The sequence below is a fragment of the Streptomyces sp. NPDC050287 genome, assembly GCF_044459385.1.
GTDB lineage: Bacteria > Actinomycetota > Actinomycetes > Streptomycetales > Streptomycetaceae > Streptomyces.
Genome location: NZ_JBITIY010000002.1, coordinates 1,047,716 through 1,069,851 on the forward strand (window position 1 = coordinate 1,047,716; position 22,136 = coordinate 1,069,851).

Below are 22,136 nucleotides of genomic sequence, written 5' to 3' on the forward strand. Positions count from 1 at the left end.
ACGGAAGGGACCTGACTCATGGGAGCCCAGCTCCGGGTCTACAAGCGTCGCATCAAATCCGTCACCGCGACCAAGAAGATCACCAAGGCGATGGAGATGATCGCCGCCTCGCGCGTCGTCAAGGCGCAGCGCAAGGTGGCGGCCTCCACGCCGTACGCGACCGAGCTCACCCGCGCGGTCACGGCGGTCGGGACCGGTTCGAACACCCAGCACCCGTTGACCACGGAGGCTGAGACGGCGACCCGTTCCGCGGTGCTGCTCCTCACGAGCGACCGCGGTCTGGCCGGCGCCTTCAACTCCAACGCCATCAAGGCGGCGGAGCAGCTGACCGCTCGTCTGGAGGCGGAGGGCAAGGAGGTCGACACGTACATCGTCGGCCGCCGCGGTCTGGCCCACTACAACTTCCGTGAGCGCAAGGTCATGGAGTCGTGGTCGGGCTTCACCGACGAGCCCTCGTACGCGGACGCGAAGAAGGTCGCCGTTCCCCTGATCGAGGCCATCGAGAAGGAGACGGCGGACGGTGGAGTGGACGAACTCCACATCGTCTACACCGAGTTCGTCTCGATGATGACGCAGACGGCGATCGACAGTCGTCTGCTGCCGCTGCGCCTCGAAGAGGTCGCGGAGGAGTCGGCCGGCAAGGACGAGATCCTCCCGCTGTACGACTTCGAGCCCTCGGCGGAGGACGTCCTCGACGCCCTCCTGCCGCGCTACGTCGAGAGCCGTATCTACAACGCGCTGCTCCAGTCGGCCGCCTCCAAGCACGCGGCCACCCGCCGCGCGATGAAGTCGGCGACCGACAACGCGGGAGATCTGATCACTTCGCTCTCCCGACTTGCCAACGCGGCCCGCCAGGCCGAAATCACCCAGGAAATCAGCGAGATCGTCGGTGGCTCCGCAGCCCTGGCCGACGCGTCCGCGGGGAGTGACAGGTAATGACGACGACAGTTGAGACGGCCGTTGCCACGGGCCGCGTCGCCCGGGTCATCGGCCCGGTCGTCGACGTGGAATTCCCCGTCGACGCCATGCCGGAGATCTACAACGCCCTTCACGTCGAGGTGGCCGACCCGGCCAAGGCCGGCGAGAAGAAGACGCTGACCCTGGAGGTCGCCCAGCACCTGGGTGACGGCCTGGTCCGCACCATCTCGATGCAGCCCACCGACGGTCTGGTCCGCCAGGCCACGGTGACCGACACCGGCTCGGGCATCAGCGTCCCGGTCGGCGACTTCACCAAGGGCAAGGTGTTCAACACCCTCGGTGAGGTGCTGAACGTCGACGAGCAGTACGAGGGCGAGCGCTGGTCCATCCACCGCAAGGCCCCGGCGTTCGACCAGCTCGAGTCCAAGACCGAGATGTTCGAGACCGGCCTGAAGGTCGTCGACCTTCTCACCCCGTACGTCAAGGGCGGAAAGATCGGTCTGTTCGGTGGTGCCGGTGTCGGCAAGACCGTGCTGATCCAGGAAATGATCATGCGTGTCGCCAACCTCCACGAGGGCGTCTCCGTCTTCGCGGGCGTCGGTGAGCGCACCCGTGAGGGCAACGACCTCATCGCGGAGATGGAAGAGTCCGGCGTCCTGGACAAGACCGCGCTGGTCTTCGGCCAGATGGACGAGCCCCCGGGCACCCGTCTGCGGGTCGCCCTGGCCGGTCTGACGATGGCGGAGTACTTCCGTGACGTCCAGAAGCAGGACGTGCTGTTCTTCATCGACAACATCTTCCGCTTCACCCAGGCCGGTTCCGAGGTCTCCACGCTGCTCGGCCGTATGCCGTCCGCCGTGGGTTACCAGCCGAACCTGGCGGACGAGATGGGTCAGCTCCAGGAGCGCATCACCTCGACGCGCGGTCACTCGATCACCTCGATGCAGGCGATCTACGTCCCCGCGGACGACCTGACCGACCCGGCCCCGGCCACCACCTTCGCCCACCTCGACGCGACGACGGTGCTCTCCCGTCCGATCTCCGAGAAGGGCATCTACCCGGCCGTGGACCCGCTGGACTCCACGTCCCGCATCCTGGACCCGCGGTACATCGCGCAGGACCACTACGACGCCGCCATGCGCGTCAAGACGATCCTGCAGAAGTACAAGGACCTCCAGGACATCATCGCGATCCTCGGTATCGACGAGCTCGGCGAGGAGGACAAGCTCGTCGTCCACCGTGCCCGTCGCGTGGAGCGCTTCCTGTCCCAGAACACCCACGCCGCCAAGCAGTTCACCGGCGTCGACGGGTCGGACGTCCCGCTGGAGGAGTCGATCGCGGCGTTCAACGCGATCTGCGACGGCGACTACGACCACTTCCCGGAGCAGGCGTTCTTCATGTGCGGTGGTCTCGAGGACCTGAAGAAGAACGCGAAGGAACTGGGCGTCTCCTGACCCCCGTGTTCGTCTGAGGGGGCGGGGCACGTCCCGCCCCCTCTCCCATGCCTACTAGACTTGTAACCAACACCCGGCACACCCGCCGGGTGGTGACCCGAGGAGCCACCTTGGCTGCTGAGCTGCACGTCGCGCTGGTCGCCGCCGACCGAGAGGTCTGGTCCGGCGAGGCCACCCTGGTCGTCGCGCGCACCACGTCCGGCGACATCGGCGTCATGCCCGGTCACCAGCCGCTGCTCGGTGTGCTGGAATCGGGCCCGGTGACCATCCGTACGAGTGACGGTGGAACAGTCGTCGCCGCGGTGCACGGCGGTTTCATCTCGTTCGCCGACAACAAGCTGTCGCTGCTGGCCGAGATCGCCGAGCTGTCGGACGAGATCGACGTCCAGCGCGTGGAGCGCGAACTCGAGCGCGCGAAGGCGGAGGGCGACGCCTCCGCGGAACGTCGTGCGGACGTCCGACTGCGGGCGGCGACGGCAACGCGCTGACCCCGGCGGGCATATGACGTCACTCAGCCGCGGCAGGCACCGGAGCGATCCGGAGCCGGCCGCGGCTGAGGCAGATATAGGTGTTTTTTCCGTTCCGTTACCTATTTTCGGTACCTAGGAGACGAGGAGGTCGGTGTCGATGGTCCTCGCTCTGACTGTGTGCGGAGTCGTGGTCGCCCTTGTGGTGCTGGGGCTGTTCGTCTTCGGCCTGCGCCGCAGGCTCATCCAGCGCTCCGGGGGCACCTTCGACTGCAGCCTGCGCTGGGACGTCCCCGAGAAACCCGACACCAGCGGCAAGGGCTGGGGCTACGGCGTCGCCCGCTACAACGGCGACCGCGTCGAGTGGTACCGCATCTTCTCGTACTCCCCCCGCCCGCGCCGCGTCCTGGAACGCTCCGCGATCGAGGTGGCCGGCCGCCGGGTCCCCGAGGGGGAAGAGGAACTGGCGCTGATCTCCGACCACATCGTCCTGACCTGTCTGCACCGGGGCACGCGCCTGGAACTCGCCATGAGCGAGGACGCGCTGACCGGTTTCCTCGCGTGGCTGGAGGCAGCCCCGCCCGGACAGCGGGTGAACGTGGCGTAGCCGCATTCACCCGCTGTCGCTCAAGGGGCTTACCCCAGCCCGCTGTTGATGGCGCTCACCAGCTCACCGCCCGCGGTGTCGCCGCTGAACTCCCAGAAGAACGCGCCGCCCAGGCCCTGGCTCTTGGCCCAGCTCATCTTCCCGGCGATGGTCGACGGGGTGTCGTACGACCACCAGTTGCTGCCGCAGTACGCGTACGCCGTGCCCGCGATGGTGCCGGTGGCCGGGCACGAGTTCTTCAGGACCTTGTAGTCCTCGATTCCGGCCTCGTAGGTGCCGGGTGCCGGGCCGGTCGCCGTGCCGCCGGGGGCGGACTGGGTGACGCCGGTCCAGCCGCGGCCGTAGAAGCCGATGCCGAGCAGGAGCTTGGCGGACGGGACGCCCTTCGACTTCAGCTTGGCGATGGCGTCGGCGGAGTTGAAGCCGGCGGCCGGGATGCCGGCGTACGACGTGAGCGGCGAGTGCGGGGCGGTCGGGCCGTCCGCGTCGAAGGCGCCGAAGTAGTCGTACGTCATCACGTTGTACCAGTCGACGTAGTTCGACGCGCCGCCGTAGTCGGCCGCGTCGAGCTTGCCGCCGGAGGAGCCGTCGGCGGTGATGGCGGCGGTGACCAGGTACTTCGATCCGAATTCGGTGCGCAGGGCCTGCATCAGGTTCTTGAAGGCCGCGGCGCCGGAGGTGTCGCAGCTCAGGCCGCAGGCGTTCGGGTACTCCCAGTCGATGTCGATACCGTCGAAGACGTCGGCCCAGCGCGGGTCCTCCACGACGGCCTTGCAGGACTTGGCGAACGCGGCCGGGTTGGCGGCTGCCTGAGTGAAGCCGCCGGAGTAGGTCCAGCCGCCGAACGAGTACAGCACCTTGATGTGCGGGTACTTGGCCTTGAGCTCGCGCAGCTGGTTGAAGTTGCCGCGCAGCGGCTGGTCCCAGGTGTCGGCGGCGCCGCTGACGGACTGGTCGGCGGTGTACGCCTTGTCGTAGGCGGCGTAGGCGTCGTCGACCGTGCACTGGCCGTTCTTCACGTTGCCGAACGCGTAGTTGATGTGCGTGATCTTCGCGGCCGATCCCGAGGTCACCAGGTTCTTGACGTGGTAGTTGCGGCCGTAGACGCCCCACTCGGTGAAGTAGCCGAGCTTGACCTTGTCACCGGTCGGCGGGGGATCGGTGGTGCCGCCGGTGGTGCGTACGGCTGTCGCCGCGCCGGCCGGTCCGGTCTGGTCGGCGGTGTCGCGGGCCTGGACGGCGTAGGAGTAGTCGGTGCCGGCCTTCAGGCCGGTGTCCGTGTAGCTCGTGCCGGTGACGGTCGCGACCTTGGTGCCGTCGCGGAGCACGTCGTAGTTCTTGATGCCCTTGTCGTCCGTGGCCGCGCTCCAGGACAGCTTCACCGAGGTGTCGGTGATGTCGGAGGCGGTGGGCTTGCCGGGGGCGGAGGGGGCCGCGTCACCGGGGACCGTGCCGCCGCCGTCGCAGTCGCCGCCGTTGAGCCTGCAGTTGGACGGGGAGCCGGTGCCCGCGCCGTTGAAGCCGAAGGACACGGAGGCGCCGGGGGCGAGGGAGCCGTTCCAGGACTTGTTCCTGGCGGTCCAGTGGGTGCCGGAGGAGGTGACGTCGGCGTCCCAGGCGGAGGTGACGGACGTACCGGAGGGGAAGTCCCATTCGACGGTCCAGGAACTGAGGGCGGTGGTGCCGGTGTTCTTCACCGTCCACTTGCCCTCGAAGCCGGAGCCCCAGTCCTGGGTCTTGGCGTAGGTGGCGGTGGCGGCGGTGGCGGCGCTCGTCGCGGCCTGGGCGGGGCCTGCGAGCCCGGCCAGACCGGCTAGGGGAAGCAGCAGGCTCGCGAACCCTGCCACGGCTCTGTGTCTGAAGCGCATGCTGTGCGCCTCCTTATGGGGGAGTGTCGGGGCGTGATCTGAGCCATCAGGCCCGCAGTGTCGCGAGAATAGAAAGGTCTGGACCACAGGTCAATAGGTCTGGACCACACCCCTGTCGCGATGTCAGATCCCCAACTCCTGTGCCAGCACGGCCGCTTGCACCCGACTGCGCAGCTCCAGCTTCCCCAGCAACCGGCTGACGTGCGTCTTCACCGTCGCCTCGGCCATCTCCAGGCGGGTCGCGATGTCCGCGTTGGACAGCCCCTCGCCGAGGCAGGACAGCACCTCTCTTTCGCGGCGGGTGAGGGAGTCGAGCGCGGCGGGATCGGCCTTCGCCCCGCGCACCGGCTTCGCCGCGAACTCGGCGATCAGGCGCCGGGTGACGGCCGGGGCGATCAGCCCCTCCCCGCGGCCCACCGTGCGCACCGCCTCCACCAGGTCCCTCGCCTCGGTGTTCTTCAGCAGGAACCCGGCGGCACCGGCCCGCAGCGCCCCGAAGACGTACTCGTCCAGATCGAAGGTGGTGAGCACGAGGACGTCGGCGAGGTCCTCGGCGACGACCTGACGGGTCGCCGACACCCCGTCAAGAAGCGGCATCTGAATGTCCATCAGGACGAGATCGGGACGCAGCTCGCGGGCCAGTGCCACCGCCTGCTCGCCGTCCGCCGCCTCGCCGACCACCTCGATGTCGGGGGCGCTGCGCAGGATCAGGACGAGTCCGGCGCGGACGGCGGACTGGTCCTCGGCGACGAGGACGCGGATCATCCGGTCTTCCTTTCCGTCATGCTGTCTTCCCTTGCGTCATGCGATCCTTCTGTCCGTCAGGGGCAGCGCGGCGCGTACGGCCCAGAGCTTGCCGTCGGCCGATTCCTCGGGTCCGGCCCCGAAGGTGCCGCCCAGCAGTTCCGTCCGTTCCCGCATCCCGACGAGTCCGGCGCCCGAGCCGGGGGCACGCGGCCCGTCCCGGTCGCCGTACGGGCTGGTCACCGTGACGGTGAGCGAGTCGTCCTGGTGGGCGAGGGTCACGGTGACGCGGCCGGGCCCTGCGTGCTTGAGGGCGTTGGTGAGGGACTCCTGCACGATCCTGTACGCGGCTAACTCGACCGGCGCGGGCACCGGGCACTGAGGGGCGTCGAGGCCGGTGCCCCGGTCGGGGCCGGTATTCAGGGCGCGGCTGCCATCCATGGCGAGGCTGACGTCGAGGCCGTTGGCGCGGGCACCCTCGACGAGTGCGGGGAGTCCTTCGAGGGTCGGTGTCGCGGCCGGCTCGCTGTCGCCGTCACGCAGGATGCCGATCAGCCGCCGCATCTCGGCGAGGCCAGCCACGCTGTTCTCGCGGATGACGCCGAGCGCCTGGCGGGAGGTCGCCGGCTCGTCCAGGGAGAGCGCGGCGGTGGAGTGGATGGCGATGGCGGACAGGTGGTTGGCGACGATGTCGTGCAACTCCCGTGCCATCCGGGCGCGTTCGGCGGTGATCGCCTGGGTGCGGTCCATCTCGGCGAGCAGCGCGGTCTGTTCGGCGCGCAGCCGGGCGGCCTCGGCGGCGTCACGGTGGTCGCGGACGATCCAGCCGGTGGCCGCCGGCCCGAACGACACGATGCCGATGGCGACCCCGATCAGCAGCGCCTCGGGCACCCGCCACACCGCGAACGGCACCAGCGTCCCCGCCACCGTGAGCAGCCCGGTGATCCAGGGGATGCGGCGGGCCGAGGCGGGCGGACCGTACAGGACGGCGGCGTACACCAGGTCGGTGAACATCAGCACCGTGGCCACGTTGCCCTGGGTCACGAGGTCCGCGGTGATCGCGACCGTGCCGGTCAGCAGGGCCGCGCGCGGGGCGGTCCGGCGCGACAGCTCGCAGCCGGCCGTCACCGCCAGCGGCACCAGGACCGGCCAGGGGCCGTCGAACAGCGTGATCGGATCGCGTGAGGTCCGGACCCCCAGCCCGATGACCACCAGGAGCACCCCGCCGAGGAGCCCGCCGAGCGCGATGTACGCGTCGAAGCGGTGCGGGCGGGGCAGTCGCAGGGCCATGACTCCATCCAACACGCCCCGCCCGCCGGACGCCTGATCCCCGGGAAGGGTCCGCGGCTGCATCCTTCGATGTACCGCAGGTTCGTCACCGCCGACGACGACGCCGCTCGCCCGGCACGGAAGCCTGGAAGGTGACCGGGAGGAGCGAACCGTGGTCGTCGCGTTGATCATCGCCTGCGAGGTCGGGTTCTGGGTGCTGCTGGCCCTCGGCCTGGCTGTCCGCTACCTGCTGAAGTGGCGCCGCACGAGCGTGGCCCTGCTGCTGTGCGAGCCGGTCCTGGAGCTGGTGCTGTTCACGGTGACCGCGATCGACCTGCGAAACGGCGCCGAGCCGGGCTGGCAGCACGGTCTGGCCGCGCTCTACATCGGCTGCACGGTCGGCTACGGCCACTGCACGATCCGCTGGCTCGACGGCCACGCCGCCCACCGCCTGGGCGGGGCGCCGAGGCCGGCGGGACCCCCGCGGTACGGCATGGCGCGGGCCCGGCACGAGGGCCGGCTGTGGCTGCGTACGGTCCTGGCCGCGGCCGTGGCGTGCGCGCTGCTGCAGGGGGCGGTCCGGTACGTCGGCGACCACGGTGACGTCTCGTCCCTGCGGGCCTTCCAGTGGGTGGCGCTGCGGGCCGCCGGCATCCACGGCCTGGTCGCGCTGGGCTACCTGATCTGGCCGAAGCAGGCCCCGCCCCACGCCGCGGGGGAGCCGCGGCTCACGTCACCGAAGGAGAGCACCCGCCGATGAGCCAGGCGTCTCAGAACCTGCTGGAAGGAGCCGGCACCTTCACGGCCGGCCTGTTGCTGTGGCTGTTCACCCAAGGAGTGGAGGTCCCGGTCGTCACGTTGACGAAGGTCGGTGTGGTGATGATGTGGGTCGGCGGCGCGCTCGTCGCCCTCGGCCTGACCCGGGCGGCACGCTCCCGGTCGCGCTGACGCTCCCCGCTTCCGGTCGCCCTACCGTTCCCCGCCCGGCACCCACAGCACGTCCCCGACCTCCTTGTTCGCCGTCCGCGCCAGGATGAACAACAGGTCGGACAGGCGGTTGAGGTAGGTCGCGGTGAGCGGGTTCATCGTCTCGCCGTGGGCCTCAAGCGCTGCCCAGGTGGAGCGCTCGGCCCGCCGTACGACCGTGCAGGCCTGGTGGAGCAGGGCCGCGCCCGGGGTGCCGCCGGGGAGGATGAAGGAGCGGAGTTTCTCCAGCTGCTCGTTGAAGTGGTCGCAGTCCGCCTCCAGCTTGTCGATGTAGAACTGCTCGACCCTCAGCGGCGGGAACTCCGGCTTCTCCACCACCGGCGTCGACAGGTCCGCGCCCACGTCGAACAGGTCGTTCTGGACGCGGGTGAGGACCTTGACGATCGTCTCGTCCAGGTTGCCCAGCGCGATCGCCGTACCGATCACCGCGTTCGCCTCGTTGACGTCGGCGTACGCGGAGATCCGCAGATCGGTCTTGGCGACCCGGCTCATGTCACCGAGGTTGGTGGTGCCCGTGTCGCCGGTCTTCGTGTAGATGCGCGTCAGATTGACCATGAGGTCAGACTAATTACGCTCCGGCCGTCCGGAAGACCCGTGTGCCCACTGTCACGGACAGCGCGGCGAGCCCGACGGCCACCAGGACGCCGTACCGCATGGTGGTCGTGGTGTACGAGCCCACGTACGCGTCCCGCATCGCGTCCACCGGACGGCGGAACGGCATGAAGCGGCAGAGCGGGCCCAGGGCGATCCAGGACCCCCTGGCGGCGACCTCCGCGAGGAGAGCGGTGCCGGTTCCCACGACCGCTGCCACCCTGATGGCCGCTCAGATCTGTTGGACCCGCCAGACCGTGTTCGTCGCCGTCCGTCGTGAGATGGTGGACGGACGCAATCCGGACGAAGTATCACGAGAGGTGCTCGTGCTTCTCGGCGGCATCGAGGAGCCGTTGAGCGAGAAGGTGCTCAACTACGCCGTACGAAGCCTCCCGTGACCCGTGCTGGTGTGATGTCCGTCAGACGAGACGTGACGCGCGTTACTTAGCGGTCACAGCGCCCCTCACGAGCGCTAGGGTCCGCCCGAGAGGCATTCGTAAACAGCGTGTGAGCGCTCGTGTGCAGTCATCAAAGGGGAGTCGCACAGTGGCACGGAAGCTTGCCGTCATCGGCGCCGGCCTGATGGGTTCCGGTATCGCTCAGGTCTCCGCGCAGGCGGGCTGGGACGTCGTCCTGCGCGACGTGACCGACGAGGCGCTGAGGCGGGGCACCGACGGCATCAAGGCCTCGTACGACAAGTTCGTCGGCAAGGGCAAGCTGGAGGCGCACGACGCCGACGCCGCCCTCGCCCGGATCACCGCGACCACCGACCTGGACGCCGCCGCCGACGCGGACATCGTCGTCGAGGCGGTCTTCGAGAAGCTCGAAGTCAAGCACGAGATCTTCCGCGCCCTCGACAAGATCGTCCGTGGCGACGCCGTCCTCGCCTCCAACACCTCCGCGATCCCGATCACCAAGATCGCGGCCGTGACGGAGCGCCCGGAGCGCGTCGTCGGCACGCACTTCTTCTCGCCGGTCCCGATGATGCAGCTGTGCGAACTCGTCCGCGGCTACAAGACGAGCGACGAAACCCTCGCCACCGCGCGGGAGTTCGCCGAATCCGTCGGCAAGACCTGCATCGTCGTCAACCGGGACGTGGCCGGCTTCGTGACCACCCGGCTCATCTCGGCGCTCGTCGTCGAGGCCGCCAAGCTCTACGAGTCCGGCGTGGCCACCGCCGAGGACATCGACCTCGCCTGCAAACTGGGCTTCGGGCACGCGATGGGTCCGCTCGCCACGGCGGACCTGACCGGCGTCGACATCCTGCTGCACGCCACCGGCAACATCTACACCGAGTCGCAGGACGAGAAGTTCGCCCCGCCGGAGCTGATGCGCCGGATGGTGGATGCCGGTGACATCGGACGCAAGAGCGGGCAGGGCTTCTACAAGCACTGAGAAAGCACTGACAAGCACTGACAAGCACTGACACCTCCGGAACCGCACACGCCCCTGGTGCTTCACACGCCCGGGTGAATTCGGTATCGGTTCGCTTACGGACGGCAACCTCTGAGGGTCGAACAGCGTCAGAAGTTGCATCACCTGGCACACAGCAAGGCAACACATTCGCGGAGCACGGCACGCAGGCACAGGGGAGCGCATATGTACATCAGGGGCGACCACGCCGAGCTGGTCGTCGGGGGCCGCCTCGACGTCCGCAGCGCGGCGGACGCCCGTACGGTCCTGCACTCGGCCGTCGACGACGGAGTCGGCGATCTGGTACTGGACCTGTCCGAGCTGGACTCCTGGGACGCCACCGGACTCGGGGTGATCATGGGGGCGCACCGACGGGCCGGCCGCTGCGGCCGGCGCCTGGTCCTGCGCGACGTACCGCCGCAGATGCAGCGCCTGCTCGTCGCCACCAGGCTGCACCGCATCCTGGCGATCGAGGGCGGCATCGGGGTGGAGTCCCTGCCTCGGGTGTGACCCCCGGCACGGGTGGGGGCCGACGGGCGGAGGCTATCCTTCCGGTTGTACGAGGAAACGTACGACGCGCGCAATCCTCATGAGACTGTGATGTCTCGGACGGCGCGGTACCCCGGGCTGTCGTAGATACTGTGCGAAGGTTTAGGGTTCGGTCGCCCGCCGGCAGAAAACCCTCGAGCGGGCCCGGACCAGAAGCGACAGCGCGGTGTGCAACAGGCCGGGAGGGGCCGGAGCTGGCACACGACGCTTTTGGGGGGCTTGAACCTATGGACCCGAACAACCGGGAACCCGAGGAGTACGGCCACGACGCTGACGGTGACGGTGCTGCGCCGCGCCCGCGTCCGCCCAGGGACTCCCTCACACCCGACTTCGCCTCGCACGCGCCGGCACTGGCCCGCACGGTGCAACTCGTCACGGGCGACTACCTGCTCACCGTCAATCCCGTCGATGGCAGCGAGATAGAGCTCTGCCCGCCCGGAGAACGCCCCGGCCGGCTCGAGAAGCTCAGCACCGCCGAACGCGCCGAGGTGGCCCGCGCCGCCAGACCGCCGGTCCCACCCGGCCTGCCCCGGCCCGAACTGCCGCTCCTGGCCCGCCAGGACGAACGCGAACGCCTGGTACGGCTGCTCGCCCGCGGGCGCTCCGTCCGGCTCACCGGCCCGGCCGGTTCCGGCCGCACCAGCCTCCTCGACGTCGTCGCCGAGGACTGCGCGGACCTCGCACCCGACGGCGTCATCCGCCTCAGCGGCTTCCGCCGCACCGCGAGCGACCTGCTGTACGACCTCTTCTACGCCGTCCACAACGCGCCCCTGCACCGCCCGGACCAGGACGAACTGCTCGGCCATGTCCGGGAGATCGGCGCGGTCGTCGTCCTCGACGACATCGAGTTCGGCGGGGCCGCCCTCGACGACCTGCTGGGCGCCACACCCGAGTGCGCCTTCCTCATCGCGGCCACGCCCGACGTGCCGGCCCCGTCCGCCGATTCCGTCCTCGAAGAGGTCTTCCTCAGCGGCCTGGAACGCGCCGACGGAGTGGCAGTCCTGGAACGCGCGGTCGGCCGGACGCTCACCGAGGAGGAGTCCAACTGGGCAGGCGACCTCTGGTTCGAGTCCGAGGGGCTGCCGCTGCGCTTCGTCCAGGCCGGAGCCCTGCTGCGGCAGCGCGACCGGCTCCGCGCGGGCGCCGATGCCGTCGACGAGTTCGGAGTCTTCGCGGACGCCTTCCCGGCCGACGCACCCGACGTACCCGTCGACCCGGACGAGACCGAGAACGTCCCGCTGCCCTCACTCGGCGAGGCCGCCGCGCCCGCCCCGCTGCTCGCCGCCCGGCTCAGCGAATCGGCGCGCGCCACCCTGCGGTTCGCCGTCGCCCTCGGCGGAGAGGTGCCCCACCAGGCGCATCTGCCCGCCCTCGTCGGCGACACCCACGCGGACGCCGCGCTCGGCGAACTGGCCGACTGCGGACTGGTCTCCCCGGTCGGCTCCCGCTACCGGCTCGGCGCCGGCGTCCAGGCCCAGCTGGAGTCCGCCGGATACGGCGACGAGGCCGAGGCCCGCGCCCTCACCGCCGCCCAGCACTACACCTGGTGGGCCGGACACCCCTCGGTCACTCCGGAGCGGGTGTGCGCCGAGGCGGACGCCCTGCTCGCCGCCCTCACCGCCCTCCTCCCGACGACGACTCCGCCCGCCGAGGACGAGGAGAGCCCCGGGGTGCGGCTGGCCCGCACGGCGGCACCGGCGTTCGCCGCGGGCGGTCACTGGAGCGCCTGGGAACGGGCGCTGCGCTCCGGCGCGGAGGCCTCCCGGCTCGCCGGAGAGGTCGCCGAACAGGCCTACTTCCACCACGAACTCGGCATCCTCGCACTGTGCGGCGGACAGCTCGGCCGGGCCCGTTCCGAACTGGAGGCCTCCATCGGCCTGCGCGGCGCCCTCGCCGACAAGCGCGGCACCGTCGCCGGCCGCCGCGCCCTCGCCCTAGTCGCCGACCGCTCCGGCGACACCCCCGGCCTGGCCCTGCTGCCCGACCTCGGCGCCAGAGCGGGGGAGGAGGTGCCCGACGCGCGGTCCGAGGAGTCCCAGTCGCCCCCGGGCGGCGTCCCGGCTGCGTTCCCCGCGGTCCCCGCGCTCCAACCGCCCTCGGACAGCGGCACGCTGGTCACCTACCGCTCGCCGTCCGCCGCGTCCGCCTCCTCCCGGCCCACCGGGCCGACTTCGTCGACGCACAAGGCGCGCGGCGGCCTCAGGGGCCTGGCCCGGCGCAATCTCGTGGCGGCGGGCGCGGGCGCGCTGCTGGCGGCCGTACTGGGCACGGTGGTGACGCTCGGCGCCACTTCCGACAACGACGCCAAACCCCCGTCCAACCAGGTGGGCCCCAACCCGTCCGCCAGCCAAGGCGTGGACGACGGCAGCCTGAGCGCCGACGAACCGAAGAACGACGACGGCAAGAACAATCCCAGCACGGTGACCAGCCGGCCGACCGACCCGGGCCCCGACGGCACGCTCGGTACGTCCGACGACCCGACGCCGACGGACCAGGCGAGGCCGTCCGACGAGCCGAGCGGGACGAAACGGCCGAGCAGCGGCCCGTCGCACGGCCCGTCCAAGCCGCCCGCGTCTTCGAAGCCGCCGTCCTCGTCCAAGCCGCCCACGTCCACGTCGAAGCCGCCGACGGATCCCCCGACCAATCCCACCGACCCGCCGACCGACACCCCCACGGATACTCCGACCGACTCGCCCACGAACCCGACGCCGACCTCCCCGGAGACCTCCAACTCGGCCAGCGGCCCGGCGTCCTCCAGCGCCCCCGTGCAGACCAGCAGCTCGGCGAGCGCCCCGCAGAGCAGCGAGGCGGGCTCACCGAGCGGTTCGGCGCCGGTGATCTGACGTACCGTCCCGTCACGGCACAGCGCACAAGGGCCCGGTCCGAGTGAACGGACCGGGCCCTTCTCGTCGTAGCGGACTGACGTTTTGGTGCGGTGACGGTATGGCGGGTGACCGTCAGAACAACCGCAGCTTGTCGTCCTCGATGCCGCGCAGAGCGTTGTAGTCGAGGACCGTGCAGCCGATGCCGCGGTCGGTGGCGAGGACGCGGGCCTGGGGCTTGATCTCCTGGGCCGCGAAGATGCCGCGGACCGGGGCCAGATGGGGATCGCGGTTCAACAGGTCCAGGTAGCGCGTGAGTTGCTCCACGCCGTCGATCTCGCCGCGCCGCTTGATCTCCACCGCGACGGTCTGCCCGTCCGCGTCCCGGCACAGGATGTCGACCGGTCCGATGGCCGTCATGTACTCGCGGCGGATGAGCGTGTAGCCCTCGCCGAGGGTCTCGATGCGGTCGGCCAGGAGTTCCTGGAGGTGTGCTTCCACGCCGTCCTTGATCAGGCCGGGGTCCACACCGAGTTCGTGCGAGGAGTCGTGGAGCACTTCCTCCATCGTGATGATGAGCTTCTCGCCCGCCTTGTTGATGACGGTCCAGACGCCTTCATCGTCGCCGGAACCCTCCTTCAGCGTGCAGGGCGGCGACATCCAGTTCAGGGGCTTGTAGGCCCGGTCGTCCGCGTGGATCGAGACGCTGCCGTCCGCTTTCACCAGGATCAGACGGGGGGCCGAGGGCAGGTGGGCGGTGAGCCGGCCCGCGTAGTCGACGGAGCATCGGGCAATGACGAGACGCATGGTCGGCAACGCTACTCGACGGGCGCGGGTACACGCGATCCGGCCCGTTATAGACCTGTTCGGTTGTGGCCGATTGTGTGCCCAATGAGGCCTGGCTATGTACGCATTCTCCTGGTGCCGTCACCGCCGGGTGCTTACCGTAGTAAACGGGAGGTCGCGAGTCGTGTACGCAGCGTGTTTGAGTCCCGAACTCCCTTTATCTGTCCGGCAACCCCTGTGACCCGGGGGTGCGAGAGGAGAACCCATGTCGCTCGACGTCTCACCGGCCCTACTGGAACAGGCCGAGCGAGGCGAGGTCGACGAAGCCGCCTTCGTCGACTGCGTCCGGACCTCCCTGCCCTACGCATGGGAGATGATCAGCTCCCTGGTGGCCCAGCTGAAGGTCGACGGCGGACCGTTCGCCGACAACCAGACGCCTCCGCCGGACGAGCAGGCACGCGGTCAGCTGCTGCGTGCGCTTGCGAGTGACGCGATACGCGGCGCGCTGCAACGGCACTTCGGGGTCCGACTGGCCTTCCAGAACTGCCATCGGGTGGCCGTCTTCCCGTTGGACTCCTCCGTCGACGAGACGCTGGCACGCTTCACCTCGGTGCGCAACCAGCTGTTGAACCAGTCCCCGGAGCTCAGGGACTGCTGACGCAGTCAGCCGTCGGCTTGCCGCTCCGTACGCGGGAGGTGCATTCGTACCGGAGCGGCAAGCTCCCTGCCGCACAGGCGAGTCGGCGGAGGGGCCGACCGAACGAGACGGTGCGGCCGCACGAGCCGGTCACACCGCACGAGCCGGTTCAGCCGGAAAAGCCGGTTCAGCCGCACGAGCCGGTTCAGCCGCACGAGCCGGTTCAAGCGAGCTGCGGGATGACTTCGCCGCCGAGCCGCCGTACGTTCTCCTCCGTCGCCGCCAGATCTCCCGAGCCCTCGACGAGCAGGGCGAACCGGGAGACGCCGGTCCGCTCGCTGGTCGCCGCGAGCCGGTCGGCACACAGCCGCGTGGTGCCCACCGGGTGAAGCCCGCAGAGCAGTTCGGTGTACGCCAGTGGGTCCCGCATCCCGCGCTCGCGGCCGTCGACCGTGACATGGGCGCCGAGCCCCTGCTTCAGCCAGCCCGGCATCGCCTTCGTCAGCGTCTCCACCGCGTCCTGGCGCCGGTCCGCGATCTGGCAGACGCCCGCCGAGACATGGGCCGCGCCGAGGACCTGCTCCGGCGGATGCCCGCAGGCGCGCGCGTGCCGGCGCCACAGGGCGACCATCTCGGCCTTCTCCTCGTCCCCCACATGCATGCCGAGCAGCATCGGCAGTCCGCGCTCGGCGGCCAGCCGTACGCTCGCCGGCGAGGTGCACGCGACGATCACCTCGGGCCCCGCGGTGTCGGTCAGCGCCTCCGACGGGCGGGGGACGACGGGCACCTCGCGGAAGGTGAACCGCTCGCCCGAGGCCGCGACCGCCGGTTCCCGCAGCCAGCGCACCAGCAGATCGAGTGATTCCGGGAACCCCGACTCGTAGGCCTCCAGTCCCGCGCCGAACACCTCCAGGTCGACCCACGGACCGCCGCGCCCCACGCCCAGCGAGAAGCGGCCGCCGCTCGTCAGGTGCAGCAGTGCGGCCTGTTCGCCGAGGGACACGGGGTGCGCGGTGGGCAGAACACTGACGGCCGTGCCGACCCTCAGACGGCGGGTGCGGCCCAGCAGGAACGCGGCCAGAGTGACCGCCGACGGGCAGGTGCCGTACGGCACGAAGTGGTGCTCGGCCAGCCATACCGCGTCCAGCCCGGCCTCCTCGGCCACCTCGGCCGAGCGGACCGCGCGATGCAGCGCCTCCCCCTGGCCCTGCCCCGGGAACTGGGCCGCCAACACGAAACTACCTACGTGCATTGCTCTTCCTGCTTCCTTGGCTCCGACACGGAGCTCCCCCACCCGGCATAACCGTCTGACACGTGCCGAGGACACGGCCTGGTGAAGAGATTTGCGGATTGTCTGCAGAATGGGTCCCCGGCACAGGGGACTTGTGCGGGTTGGTTCCCCACGCCTACCCCGGTCGGTGACGCGTAGGCTGGACGCGAGCCCTGCATCCTGTATAGCCCCGTGAGGTGTCCTGTGTCCCCGCGTCGCAACCGACCCAAGGGATCCGGCTCGTCCGGCCCCAGCGCCGAGGACGACCGGTCCGGCCGTTACGGCGGCTGGCAGAACGCGGAGGACTGGCGGGGCGAGCAGTGGAGCGTACGGCACGTGGCCGGGGCGAGCGCGCAGGGCAAGACGTACCGCTGCCCGGGCTGCGAGCAGCTCATCCCGGACGGTGTCCCGCATGTGGTGGCCTGGCCGGAGCACTCGGGCGTCGACGAGCGCCGGCACTGGCACAAGGCGTGCTGGAACGCGAAGGACCGCCGCACCACGCGGGTGCAGCGGTCCCGTAACGCGCCGAGATTCTAGGAACCCCGGGTTCTCCCAAGAGCTACACGTCCCGCTTCTCCAGCAGCGCGTAGGCGCCGGCGAACGCGGCGGCCGTCACTCCGACGGCGATCCACAGCGGGTCCCAGCCGGACGGGCCGGAGTCGGTGAGGGAGTTGGAGTAGAAGACGCTGAGCTGGTTCGGGATGGAGTACTCGAACAGGGCCTGGCGCAGGCCTTCCAGCGACTGCGAGAACATGAACAGCGCGATGACCAGCGGGGCCAGCACCAGACCGATCATGATGGTGATCGCGCCCGCCGAGTGCCGGATGATCGAGCCGATGACCAGCGAGAGCAGCCCGAGCAGCGCGATGTACAGCGAGATGCCGACCGTACCCTTCAGCCACTCCCCACCGGTCGGCTCCCTGGCGCCGTCCAGCAGGGCGACGTCCGCGAGGGCGACCACGACGGCCGAGGCCAGCGTGACCACGAAGGCGACCACGAAGAACACGATCGCCTTCGCCGCGAAGACCCGGCCGCGGGAGGGGCAGGCGACCATCGTGGTGCGGATCATGCCGGTGCCGTACTCGGAGGCCGTGGTCAGCACGCCGAGCGTGATGATGCACATGCTGCCGAGCAGCAGCCCGAAGACCCCGAACGACAGTGGGTTCTCGCCCTCCAGCGCGCCCTCGCCGGAGTTGGCGGCGACCAGCGCGCCGGCCCCCAGTCCGATGCCGACGACGAGCAGGACGAAGACTCCGAGCGTCCACATCGTGGAGCGCACCGACTTGATCTTCGTCCACTCGGAGGCGATCGCGTGCCCGAGGTGCGTGCGCACCACCGGGATCGGCGACGTGTAGCCGGGATACGACGGTTCGGGCGCCTCCTGCCAGGTGGGGGCGGCCTGCGGCATCGGGGGCTGCGGGGTGCTCATCGGGCGTCCTCGGGCTTGGTCAGGTCGGAGGAAGGGGCGGAGGCGGGTGCGGAGGGCTGCGGGGCCGCGGGCGTCGGCTGCGCGTACGGGTTGGGTGACCCGCCCGCGACGGGGGCGGCACCGGGCACGGGTGCCGGAGCGCCGTACGGACCGGCGGCCGGCTGCCCGGGCGCACCGGCGAACTGCTGTCCGCCCGCGAACGGCTGTCCCCCCTGCTGGGGCGGCGGCGGTGCGTACCAGCCCGGCTGGCCCTGCCCCGGCACCGGCATCGGCGGCTGTGCGCCCGGCGGCAGCGGCTGCATGAGCCCCGCCTTCTGGTCGATGGTCGAGCGGTAGTCGACAGCGCCTTGCGTCATCCGCATGTACGCCTCCTCGAGCGAGGCCTGATGCGGCGACAGCTCCCACAGACGTACGTCGGAGTCGTGCGCGATGTCGCTGATGCGGGGGAGGGGCAGTCCCGTCACGCGGAGCGCACCGTCCTGTTCCGGCAGCACGTGGCCGCCCGCCTCGGTGAGCGCGGACGACAGCTTCTCGCGCAGCTGCGGCTCGGTGTCGGGCGTCCGTACGCGCGCGAAGTCCGCCGAGTTCGCCGAGATGAAGTCCTTGATGCTCATGTCGGCGAGCAGCTGCCCGCGCCCGATGACGATCAGGTGGTCCGCGGTCACCGCCATCTCGCTCATCAGGTGGGAGGAGACGAAGACGGTCCGGCCCTCCGCGGCGAGCGCCTTCATCAGGTTGCGCACCCAGAGGATCCCCTCGGGGTCGAGGCCGTTGACCGGCTCGTCGAACAGCAGCACCTGCGGGTCGCCGAGCAGCGCGGCGGCGATGCCGAGCCGCTGCCCCATGCCGAGCGAGAAGCCCTTGGACCGCTTCCTCGCCACGTCCTGCAGGCCGACCACGCCCAGCACCTCGTCGACCCGGCGGGCCGGGATGCCGGAGAGCTGGGCCAGGCACAGCAGGTGGTTGCGGGCGGCCCGGCCGCCGTGCACGGCCTTCGCGTCCAGCAGGGCGCCGACCTGGCGGGGCGCGTTGGGCAGCCTGCGGTACGGGTAGCCGCCGATCGTCACCTGCCCCGAGGTGGGGTTGTCCAGGCCCAGGATCATCCGCATCGTCGTCGACTTGCCGGAGCCGTTGGGCCCCAGGAAGCCGGTGACGGTACCGGGCCGCACCTGGAAGGAAAGGTTGTACACAGCGGTCTTGTCGCCGTAGCGCTTGGTCAGGCCGACTGCCTCGATCATGCTCCGCACCCATCGCAAGGTTCAGGACAGCGGGGCACACGCCCCCGTAAGGGTTAGGAGCTTATCGGGGCGCTGACGGTTCCGCTCAAATGAAAGCAAAGCACGGAGTCGGAGCCCGAGACCGGAATCCGGAGTCCGAAGCCGGAGCCGGAAGCCGGAGCCGGAAGCCCGAGCCGGAAGCCCGAGCCGGAAGCCCGGAGCTCCGGCCCGCAGCGTCAGGCGTCTCTCTTCTTGAGCAGGACGTATCCTCCGACGAGCGCGGCCAGCACCCACAGCGCCATGATCCCGAGGCCGCCCCAGGGGCCGTAGGGAGTGTCGTCGTCGATCGGGGTGACCACCTGCATGATCTTGCTGCCGGCCTGGTCGGGCAGGAAGCGGCCGATCTTCTTCGTCGCCGAGACGTTCCCCAGGATGTTGGAGATCAGGAAGAAGAACGGCATCAGGATGCCCAGTGACAGCATCGGCGAGCGCAGCATCGCGGCGACGCCCATCGAGAACATCGCGATGAGGGTCATGTAGATCCCGCCGCCGATCACCGCCCGCAGCACGCCGGTGTCGCCGATCGACGCCTTGTGCTCGCCGAGCATCGCCTGCCCGAGGAAGAAGGTGACGAAGCTGGTGAAGAGGCCCACCGCGAGGGCGAGACCGGTGGCCACCGCGATCTTGCTGGCCAGGAAGGTCGCGCGCTGCGGTACGGCGGCCAGCGAGGTGCGGATCATGCCGGTGCTGTACTCGTTCGACACGACGAGCACCCCGAACACGATCATCGCGAGCTGACCGAGGCTCATGCCCGCGAAGCTGATGAACGTCGGGTCGAAGGAGAGCCGGTCGTTGCGGCTCATGCGGTCGAAGTCGTTCTTCGACAGTGCCGAGATCAGCATGCCGAGCGCGATGGTGACGACCACGGCCAGCGAGAGCGTCCACACCGTGGACGCCACCGACCGGATCTTGGTCCATTCGGACCGGACGACCTGGATCGCCGCCATGCTCAGTTCCCCTTCCAGCCGTCGCCCCACGCCTGCTGCGGTACCGGGGGCGCGTCGGAGTGTGCGTGGTACTCGACCGACTCCGCGGTCAGCCGCATGAACGCCTCCTCCAGGGAGGCCTGCTGCGGGCTCAGCTCGTGCAGCACGATGTGATGCTGCGCGGCCAGCTCGCCGATGTACTCCGACTTGCTGCCGTCGACCTCCAGCGAACCGTTGCCGCTCTCCACGACGGTGACCCCCACCTCGTGCAGGACGTCGAGCAGCCGCTCGCGCTGCGGGGTGCGGATGCGCACGTACGACCGCGAGTTCTGCGCGATGAAGTCGGCCATGGAGGTGTCCGCGAGCAGCCTTCCCTGCCCGATGACGACGAGGTGGTCGGCGGTCAGCGCCATCTCGCTCATCAGGTGCGAGGACACGAAGACCGTACGGCCCTGCGCGGCCAGCGACTTCATCAGGTTGCGGATCCAGTGGATGCCCTCGGGGTCGAGCCCGTTGACCGGCTCGTCGAACATCAGGATCCGCGGGTCGCCCAGCAGCGCGCCGGCGATGCCGAGCCGCTGCCCCATGCCGAGCGAGAAGCCCTTGGCCTTCTTCTTCGCGACCGCTGTCAGGCCCACGGTGTCCAGCACCTCGTGCACCCGTTTGTCCGGGATGCCGTTGCTCTGTGCGAGGCACAGCAGGTGGTGGTAGGCGCTGCGCCCGCCGTGCATGGCCTTGGCGTCCAGCAGGGCGCCGATGTACGTCAGCGGGTCCTTGAGCTGGTCGTAGTGCTTGCCGTCGATGCGTACGTCCCCGGCGGTGGGACGGTCGAGGCCGAGCATCATGCGCATGGTCGTCGACTTCCCGGCACCGTTCGGTCCGAGGAAGCCCGTCACGATGCCCGGTCTGACGGCGAAGGTCAGGTTGTTGACCGCCACTTTCTCGCCGTACCGCTTGGTCAGCCCCTCGAGCTCGATCATGCCGACCACGCTAGGACGCGTGCCGGACGGATGCCACCCGGACGGGCAAACGGAGACCGACGAAGACGTCAACAACCGCACCGGCATGCCGAAGGCCCACGCCCCAGGAAGGGGGACGCGGGCCCTCGGTCATCACTGCTCAGGACTTCTCACACACGTACCGGACTGCTTACCGGGACTGCTGAGCCGGCACACCACGGGAGATCGGCTCGTCCTCGGCCGGCGAACCGGCCGCGGCCACCGCGGCGCCGGTGAGCGTGGCGAGCATCTCGCGCACGTTCGTCAGCTGGGCGTTGATGGAGTCGCGGCGGTTGGTGAGAGCCGCCAGCTCCCGCTCGGACTCCGAACGGATGCGGTCCGCCTTGGCGTTCGCGTCGGCCACGATGTCCTCGGCCTGGCGCTGCGCCGTCTCCACGGTCTGGCGGGCGCGACGCTCGGCGTCCGTGCGCAGCTTCTCCGCCTCCAGACGCAGCTGCTCCGCGCGGTGCTCGATCTCCGCGAGACGCTTCTCCGCCTTCTGCTGACGGGACGCCAGGTCGCGCTCGGACTGCTCGCGGCGCTTGGCCAGGTTCGTCTCGAAGTCGGCGGCGGCCTGCGCGGCCTTGGCGCGGGTCTCCTCGAAGAGGGCGTCGGCCTCCTCGCGCTTCTGCTGCGCGTCCTTCTGGGCCTCCGAGCGCAGCTGCGAGGCGTCACTCTTGGCCTTCTCGATGACCCGGACGCCCTCGTCCTCGGCCTTAGCCTTGCGCTCCGCGGCGAACGATTCCGCGTCGTTGCGTACCTGCTGGGCCGCCGACTCGGCCAGTTCGCGGTGCTGCTCGGCAGCGCGCCGTGCCTCCTCGCGCAGATCCTTGGCCTCTTCCTCGGCGAGGCGGAGGATCTTCTCGACCCGCGCGCCGAGGCCGGCGTACGACGGCTCGGCGTCGGTCACCTGAGCCTGGGCGTTCTGCGTCTCGAGGTGGAGCTCCTCGATGCGCTTTTCCAGAGCTGTGATACGGGCGAGAGCGCTGTCACGATCGGAGGCGAGCTTGGAGATCCGTTCGTCCACCTGAGCGCGGTCGTACCCACGCCGCACAAGCTCGAAGCCGTAGGGGGAAGTGTCGCTCATGGGGTTCCTGTCGAATGAGACCGGTGAGGTGATAGGG

General features: G+C 70.0%; 23 protein-coding genes and 1 pseudogene. 12 read left to right on the forward strand and 12 right to left on the reverse strand.

What is annotated here, in order from left to right:
- Positions 1-18: 18 nt before the first annotated feature.
- The 4 genes from ACIBK3_RS10150 (at position 19) to ACIBK3_RS10165 (ending at position 3,446) form a co-directional block, all read left to right on the forward strand.
- Positions 19-936: a F0F1 ATP synthase subunit gamma gene (locus ACIBK3_RS10150; RefSeq protein ID WP_399363777.1), complete on the forward strand. Its 918-nt coding sequence runs from the start codon at positions 19-21 to the stop codon at positions 934-936.
- On the forward strand, positions 936-2,372 hold the full coding sequence (gene atpD, locus ACIBK3_RS10155; protein WP_399363779.1) for a F0F1 ATP synthase subunit beta: 1,437 nt from the start codon (positions 936-938) through the stop codon (positions 2,370-2,372). The genes ACIBK3_RS10150 and atpD overlap by 1 nt, the downstream gene beginning before the upstream one ends.
- Before the next feature lie 110 nt (positions 2,373-2,482).
- Positions 2,483-2,860 (forward strand): F0F1 ATP synthase subunit epsilon, encoded by a 378-nt coding sequence (locus tag ACIBK3_RS10160; protein ID WP_030929143.1) that lies wholly within the window; start codon positions 2,483-2,485, stop codon positions 2,858-2,860.
- A gap of 139 nt (positions 2,861-2,999) precedes the next feature.
- Positions 3,000-3,446, forward strand: a complete 447-nt coding sequence (locus ACIBK3_RS10165) for a DUF2550 domain-containing protein (RefSeq protein ID WP_399363781.1) — start codon at positions 3,000-3,002, stop codon at positions 3,444-3,446.
- A gap of 29 nt (positions 3,447-3,475) precedes the next feature.
- Here the strand turns inward: ACIBK3_RS10165 and ACIBK3_RS10170 are convergent, their stop codons facing one another.
- The 3 genes from ACIBK3_RS10170 to ACIBK3_RS10180 form a co-directional block, all read right to left on the reverse strand.
- Positions 3,476-5,314 carry a glycosyl hydrolase family 18 protein gene (locus ACIBK3_RS10170; RefSeq protein ID WP_399363783.1) on the reverse strand — a complete coding sequence of 613 codons (1,839 nt, stop codon included), beginning with the start codon at positions 5,312-5,314 and terminating at the stop codon, positions 3,476-3,478.
- A 123-nt stretch (positions 5,315-5,437) separates the two neighbouring features.
- Positions 5,438-6,079, reverse strand: a complete 642-nt coding sequence (locus tag ACIBK3_RS10175; protein ID WP_399363785.1) for a response regulator — start codon at positions 6,077-6,079, stop codon at positions 5,438-5,440.
- Positions 6,080-6,115: 36 nt separating this feature from the next.
- Positions 6,116-7,348 carry a sensor histidine kinase gene (locus ACIBK3_RS10180; RefSeq protein WP_399363787.1) on the reverse strand — a complete coding sequence of 411 codons (1,233 nt, stop codon included), beginning with the start codon at positions 7,346-7,348 and terminating at the stop codon, positions 6,116-6,118.
- A 151-nt stretch (positions 7,349-7,499) separates the two neighbouring features.
- Here ACIBK3_RS10180 and ACIBK3_RS10185 point away from each other — a divergent pair, with 151 nt between their 5' ends.
- Together ACIBK3_RS10185 and ACIBK3_RS10190 are read left to right on the forward strand one after the other, a co-directional pair.
- Complete coding sequence (locus tag ACIBK3_RS10185; protein ID WP_399363790.1) at positions 7,500-8,087, forward strand: hypothetical protein; 588 nt, start codon at positions 7,500-7,502, stop codon at positions 8,085-8,087.
- On the forward strand, positions 8,084-8,275 hold the full coding sequence (locus tag ACIBK3_RS10190) for a DUF5708 family protein (protein WP_399363792.1): 192 nt from the start codon (positions 8,084-8,086) through the stop codon (positions 8,273-8,275). The genes ACIBK3_RS10185 and ACIBK3_RS10190 overlap by 4 nt, the downstream gene beginning before the upstream one ends.
- Positions 8,276-8,296: 21 nt before the next feature.
- Here the strand turns inward: ACIBK3_RS10190 and ACIBK3_RS10195 are convergent, their stop codons facing one another.
- Together ACIBK3_RS10195 and ACIBK3_RS10200 are read right to left on the reverse strand one after the other, a co-directional pair.
- Entirely contained in the window at positions 8,297-8,869 is a 573-nt protein-coding gene (locus ACIBK3_RS10195) for a cob(I)yrinic acid a,c-diamide adenosyltransferase (RefSeq protein WP_399363794.1), read from the reverse strand.
- A gap of 13 nt (positions 8,870-8,882) precedes the next feature.
- Positions 8,883-9,062, reverse strand: a pseudogene (locus ACIBK3_RS10200) (ABC transporter permease); the annotation flags it as partial.
- Between the two features lie 37 nt (positions 9,063-9,099).
- Between ACIBK3_RS10200 and ACIBK3_RS10205 the strand changes: the two are divergent.
- The 4 genes from ACIBK3_RS10205 to ACIBK3_RS10220 all read left to right on the forward strand — a co-directional run bounded on the left by ACIBK3_RS10205 (position 9,100) and on the right by ACIBK3_RS10220 (position 13,710).
- Positions 9,100-9,303 (forward strand): hypothetical protein, encoded by a 204-nt coding sequence (locus ACIBK3_RS10205; protein WP_399363796.1) that lies wholly within the window; start codon positions 9,100-9,102, stop codon positions 9,301-9,303.
- A gap of 148 nt (positions 9,304-9,451) precedes the next feature.
- Positions 9,452-10,300: a 3-hydroxyacyl-CoA dehydrogenase family protein gene (locus tag ACIBK3_RS10210; RefSeq protein WP_399363798.1), complete on the forward strand. Its 849-nt coding sequence runs from the start codon at positions 9,452-9,454 to the stop codon at positions 10,298-10,300.
- A gap of 204 nt (positions 10,301-10,504) precedes the next feature.
- Complete coding sequence (locus tag ACIBK3_RS10215; RefSeq protein WP_031040714.1) at positions 10,505-10,828, forward strand: STAS domain-containing protein; 324 nt, start codon at positions 10,505-10,507, stop codon at positions 10,826-10,828.
- A gap of 266 nt (positions 10,829-11,094) precedes the next feature.
- Entirely contained in the window at positions 11,095-13,710 is a 2,616-nt protein-coding gene (locus tag ACIBK3_RS10220; RefSeq protein ID WP_399363800.1) for an ATP-binding protein, read from the forward strand.
- 114 nt (positions 13,711-13,824) lie between these two features.
- Here ACIBK3_RS10220 and nucS read toward each other — a convergent pair whose 3' ends face one another.
- The gene (gene nucS, locus ACIBK3_RS10225; RefSeq protein WP_399363802.1) at positions 13,825-14,496 is read right to left on the reverse strand and encodes an endonuclease NucS; all 672 of its coding nucleotides are present in this window, start codon (positions 14,494-14,496) and stop codon (positions 13,825-13,827) included.
- Between the two features lie 244 nt (positions 14,497-14,740).
- Here nucS and ACIBK3_RS10230 point away from each other — a divergent pair, with 244 nt between their 5' ends.
- Positions 14,741-15,133 carry an SCO5389 family protein gene (locus tag ACIBK3_RS10230; protein WP_365262075.1) on the forward strand — a complete coding sequence of 131 codons (393 nt, stop codon included), beginning with the start codon at positions 14,741-14,743 and terminating at the stop codon, positions 15,131-15,133.
- A 202-nt stretch (positions 15,134-15,335) separates the two neighbouring features.
- On the opposite strand, the gene ACIBK3_RS10235 is transcribed toward ACIBK3_RS10230, so the two are convergent.
- Positions 15,336-16,364, reverse strand: a complete 1,029-nt coding sequence (locus ACIBK3_RS10235; protein WP_399363804.1) for an LLM class flavin-dependent oxidoreductase — start codon at positions 16,362-16,364, stop codon at positions 15,336-15,338.
- Between the two features lie 222 nt (positions 16,365-16,586).
- Here ACIBK3_RS10235 and ACIBK3_RS10240 point away from each other — a divergent pair, with 222 nt between their 5' ends.
- The gene (locus ACIBK3_RS10240; protein WP_399363806.1) at positions 16,587-16,919 is read left to right on the forward strand and encodes an ATP/GTP-binding protein; all 333 of its coding nucleotides are present in this window, start codon (positions 16,587-16,589) and stop codon (positions 16,917-16,919) included.
- A 22-nt stretch (positions 16,920-16,941) separates the two neighbouring features.
- Here ACIBK3_RS10240 and ACIBK3_RS10245 read toward each other — a convergent pair whose 3' ends face one another.
- From ACIBK3_RS10245 to ACIBK3_RS10265, 5 genes are all read right to left on the reverse strand, one after another.
- Complete coding sequence (locus ACIBK3_RS10245) at positions 16,942-17,811, reverse strand: ABC transporter permease (protein ID WP_399363808.1); 870 nt, start codon at positions 17,809-17,811, stop codon at positions 16,942-16,944.
- The gene (locus ACIBK3_RS10250) at positions 17,808-19,049 is read right to left on the reverse strand and encodes an ABC transporter ATP-binding protein (protein ID WP_399363810.1); all 1,242 of its coding nucleotides are present in this window, start codon (positions 19,047-19,049) and stop codon (positions 17,808-17,810) included. The genes ACIBK3_RS10245 and ACIBK3_RS10250 overlap by 4 nt, the downstream gene beginning before the upstream one ends.
- Before the next feature lie 215 nt (positions 19,050-19,264).
- Positions 19,265-20,035: an ABC transporter permease gene (locus ACIBK3_RS10255; RefSeq protein ID WP_399363812.1), complete on the reverse strand. Its 771-nt coding sequence runs from the start codon at positions 20,033-20,035 to the stop codon at positions 19,265-19,267.
- 2 nt (positions 20,036-20,037) lie between these two features.
- Positions 20,038-20,994 (reverse strand): ABC transporter ATP-binding protein, encoded by a 957-nt coding sequence (locus tag ACIBK3_RS10260; RefSeq protein WP_399363814.1) that lies wholly within the window; start codon positions 20,992-20,994, stop codon positions 20,038-20,040.
- 169 nt (positions 20,995-21,163) lie between these two features.
- On the reverse strand, positions 21,164-22,099 hold the full coding sequence (locus tag ACIBK3_RS10265; protein WP_399363816.1) for a cellulose-binding protein: 936 nt from the start codon (positions 22,097-22,099) through the stop codon (positions 21,164-21,166).
- Positions 22,100-22,136 lie beyond the last annotated feature (37 nt).

Coding starts and splice junctions, on each gene's coding strand:
- ACIBK3_RS10150 (WP_399363777.1), top strand. CDS start 19: ATGGGAGCCCAGCTCCGGGTCTACAAGCGTCGCATCAAATCCGTCACC.
- atpD (WP_399363779.1), top strand. CDS start 936: ATGACGACGACAGTTGAGACGGCCGTTGCCACGGGCCGCGTCGCCCGG.
- ACIBK3_RS10165 (WP_399363781.1), top strand. CDS start 3,000: ATGGTCCTCGCTCTGACTGTGTGCGGAGTCGTGGTCGCCCTTGTGGTG.
- ACIBK3_RS10170 (WP_399363783.1), bottom strand. CDS start 5,314: ATGCGCTTCAGACACAGAGCCGTGGCAGGGTTCGCGAGCCTGCTGCTT.
- ACIBK3_RS10175 (WP_399363785.1), bottom strand. CDS start 6,079: ATGATCCGCGTCCTCGTCGCCGAGGACCAGTCCGCCGTCCGCGCCGGA.
- ACIBK3_RS10180 (WP_399363787.1), bottom strand. CDS start 7,348: ATGGCCCTGCGACTGCCCCGCCCGCACCGCTTCGACGCGTACATCGCG.
- ACIBK3_RS10190 (WP_399363792.1), top strand. CDS start 8,084: ATGAGCCAGGCGTCTCAGAACCTGCTGGAAGGAGCCGGCACCTTCACG.
- ACIBK3_RS10195 (WP_399363794.1), bottom strand. CDS start 8,869: ATGGTCAATCTGACGCGCATCTACACGAAGACCGGCGACACGGGCACC.
- ACIBK3_RS10215 (WP_031040714.1), top strand. CDS start 10,505: ATGTACATCAGGGGCGACCACGCCGAGCTGGTCGTCGGGGGCCGCCTC.
- ACIBK3_RS10220 (WP_399363800.1), top strand. CDS start 11,095: ATGGACCCGAACAACCGGGAACCCGAGGAGTACGGCCACGACGCTGAC.
- nucS (WP_399363802.1), bottom strand. CDS start 14,496: ATGCGTCTCGTCATTGCCCGATGCTCCGTCGACTACGCGGGCCGGCTC.
- ACIBK3_RS10230 (WP_365262075.1), top strand. CDS start 14,741: ATGTCGCTCGACGTCTCACCGGCCCTACTGGAACAGGCCGAGCGAGGC.
- ACIBK3_RS10235 (WP_399363804.1), bottom strand. CDS start 16,364: ATGCACGTAGGTAGTTTCGTGTTGGCGGCCCAGTTCCCGGGGCAGGGC.
- ACIBK3_RS10245 (WP_399363808.1), bottom strand. CDS start 17,811: ATGAGCACCCCGCAGCCCCCGATGCCGCAGGCCGCCCCCACCTGGCAG.
- ACIBK3_RS10250 (WP_399363810.1), bottom strand. CDS start 19,049: ATGATCGAGGCAGTCGGCCTGACCAAGCGCTACGGCGACAAGACCGCT.
- ACIBK3_RS10255 (WP_399363812.1), bottom strand. CDS start 20,035: ATGGCGGCGATCCAGGTCGTCCGGTCCGAATGGACCAAGATCCGGTCG.
- ACIBK3_RS10260 (WP_399363814.1), bottom strand. CDS start 20,994: ATGATCGAGCTCGAGGGGCTGACCAAGCGGTACGGCGAGAAAGTGGCG.
- ACIBK3_RS10265 (WP_399363816.1), bottom strand. CDS start 22,099: ATGAGCGACACTTCCCCCTACGGCTTCGAGCTTGTGCGGCGTGGGTAC.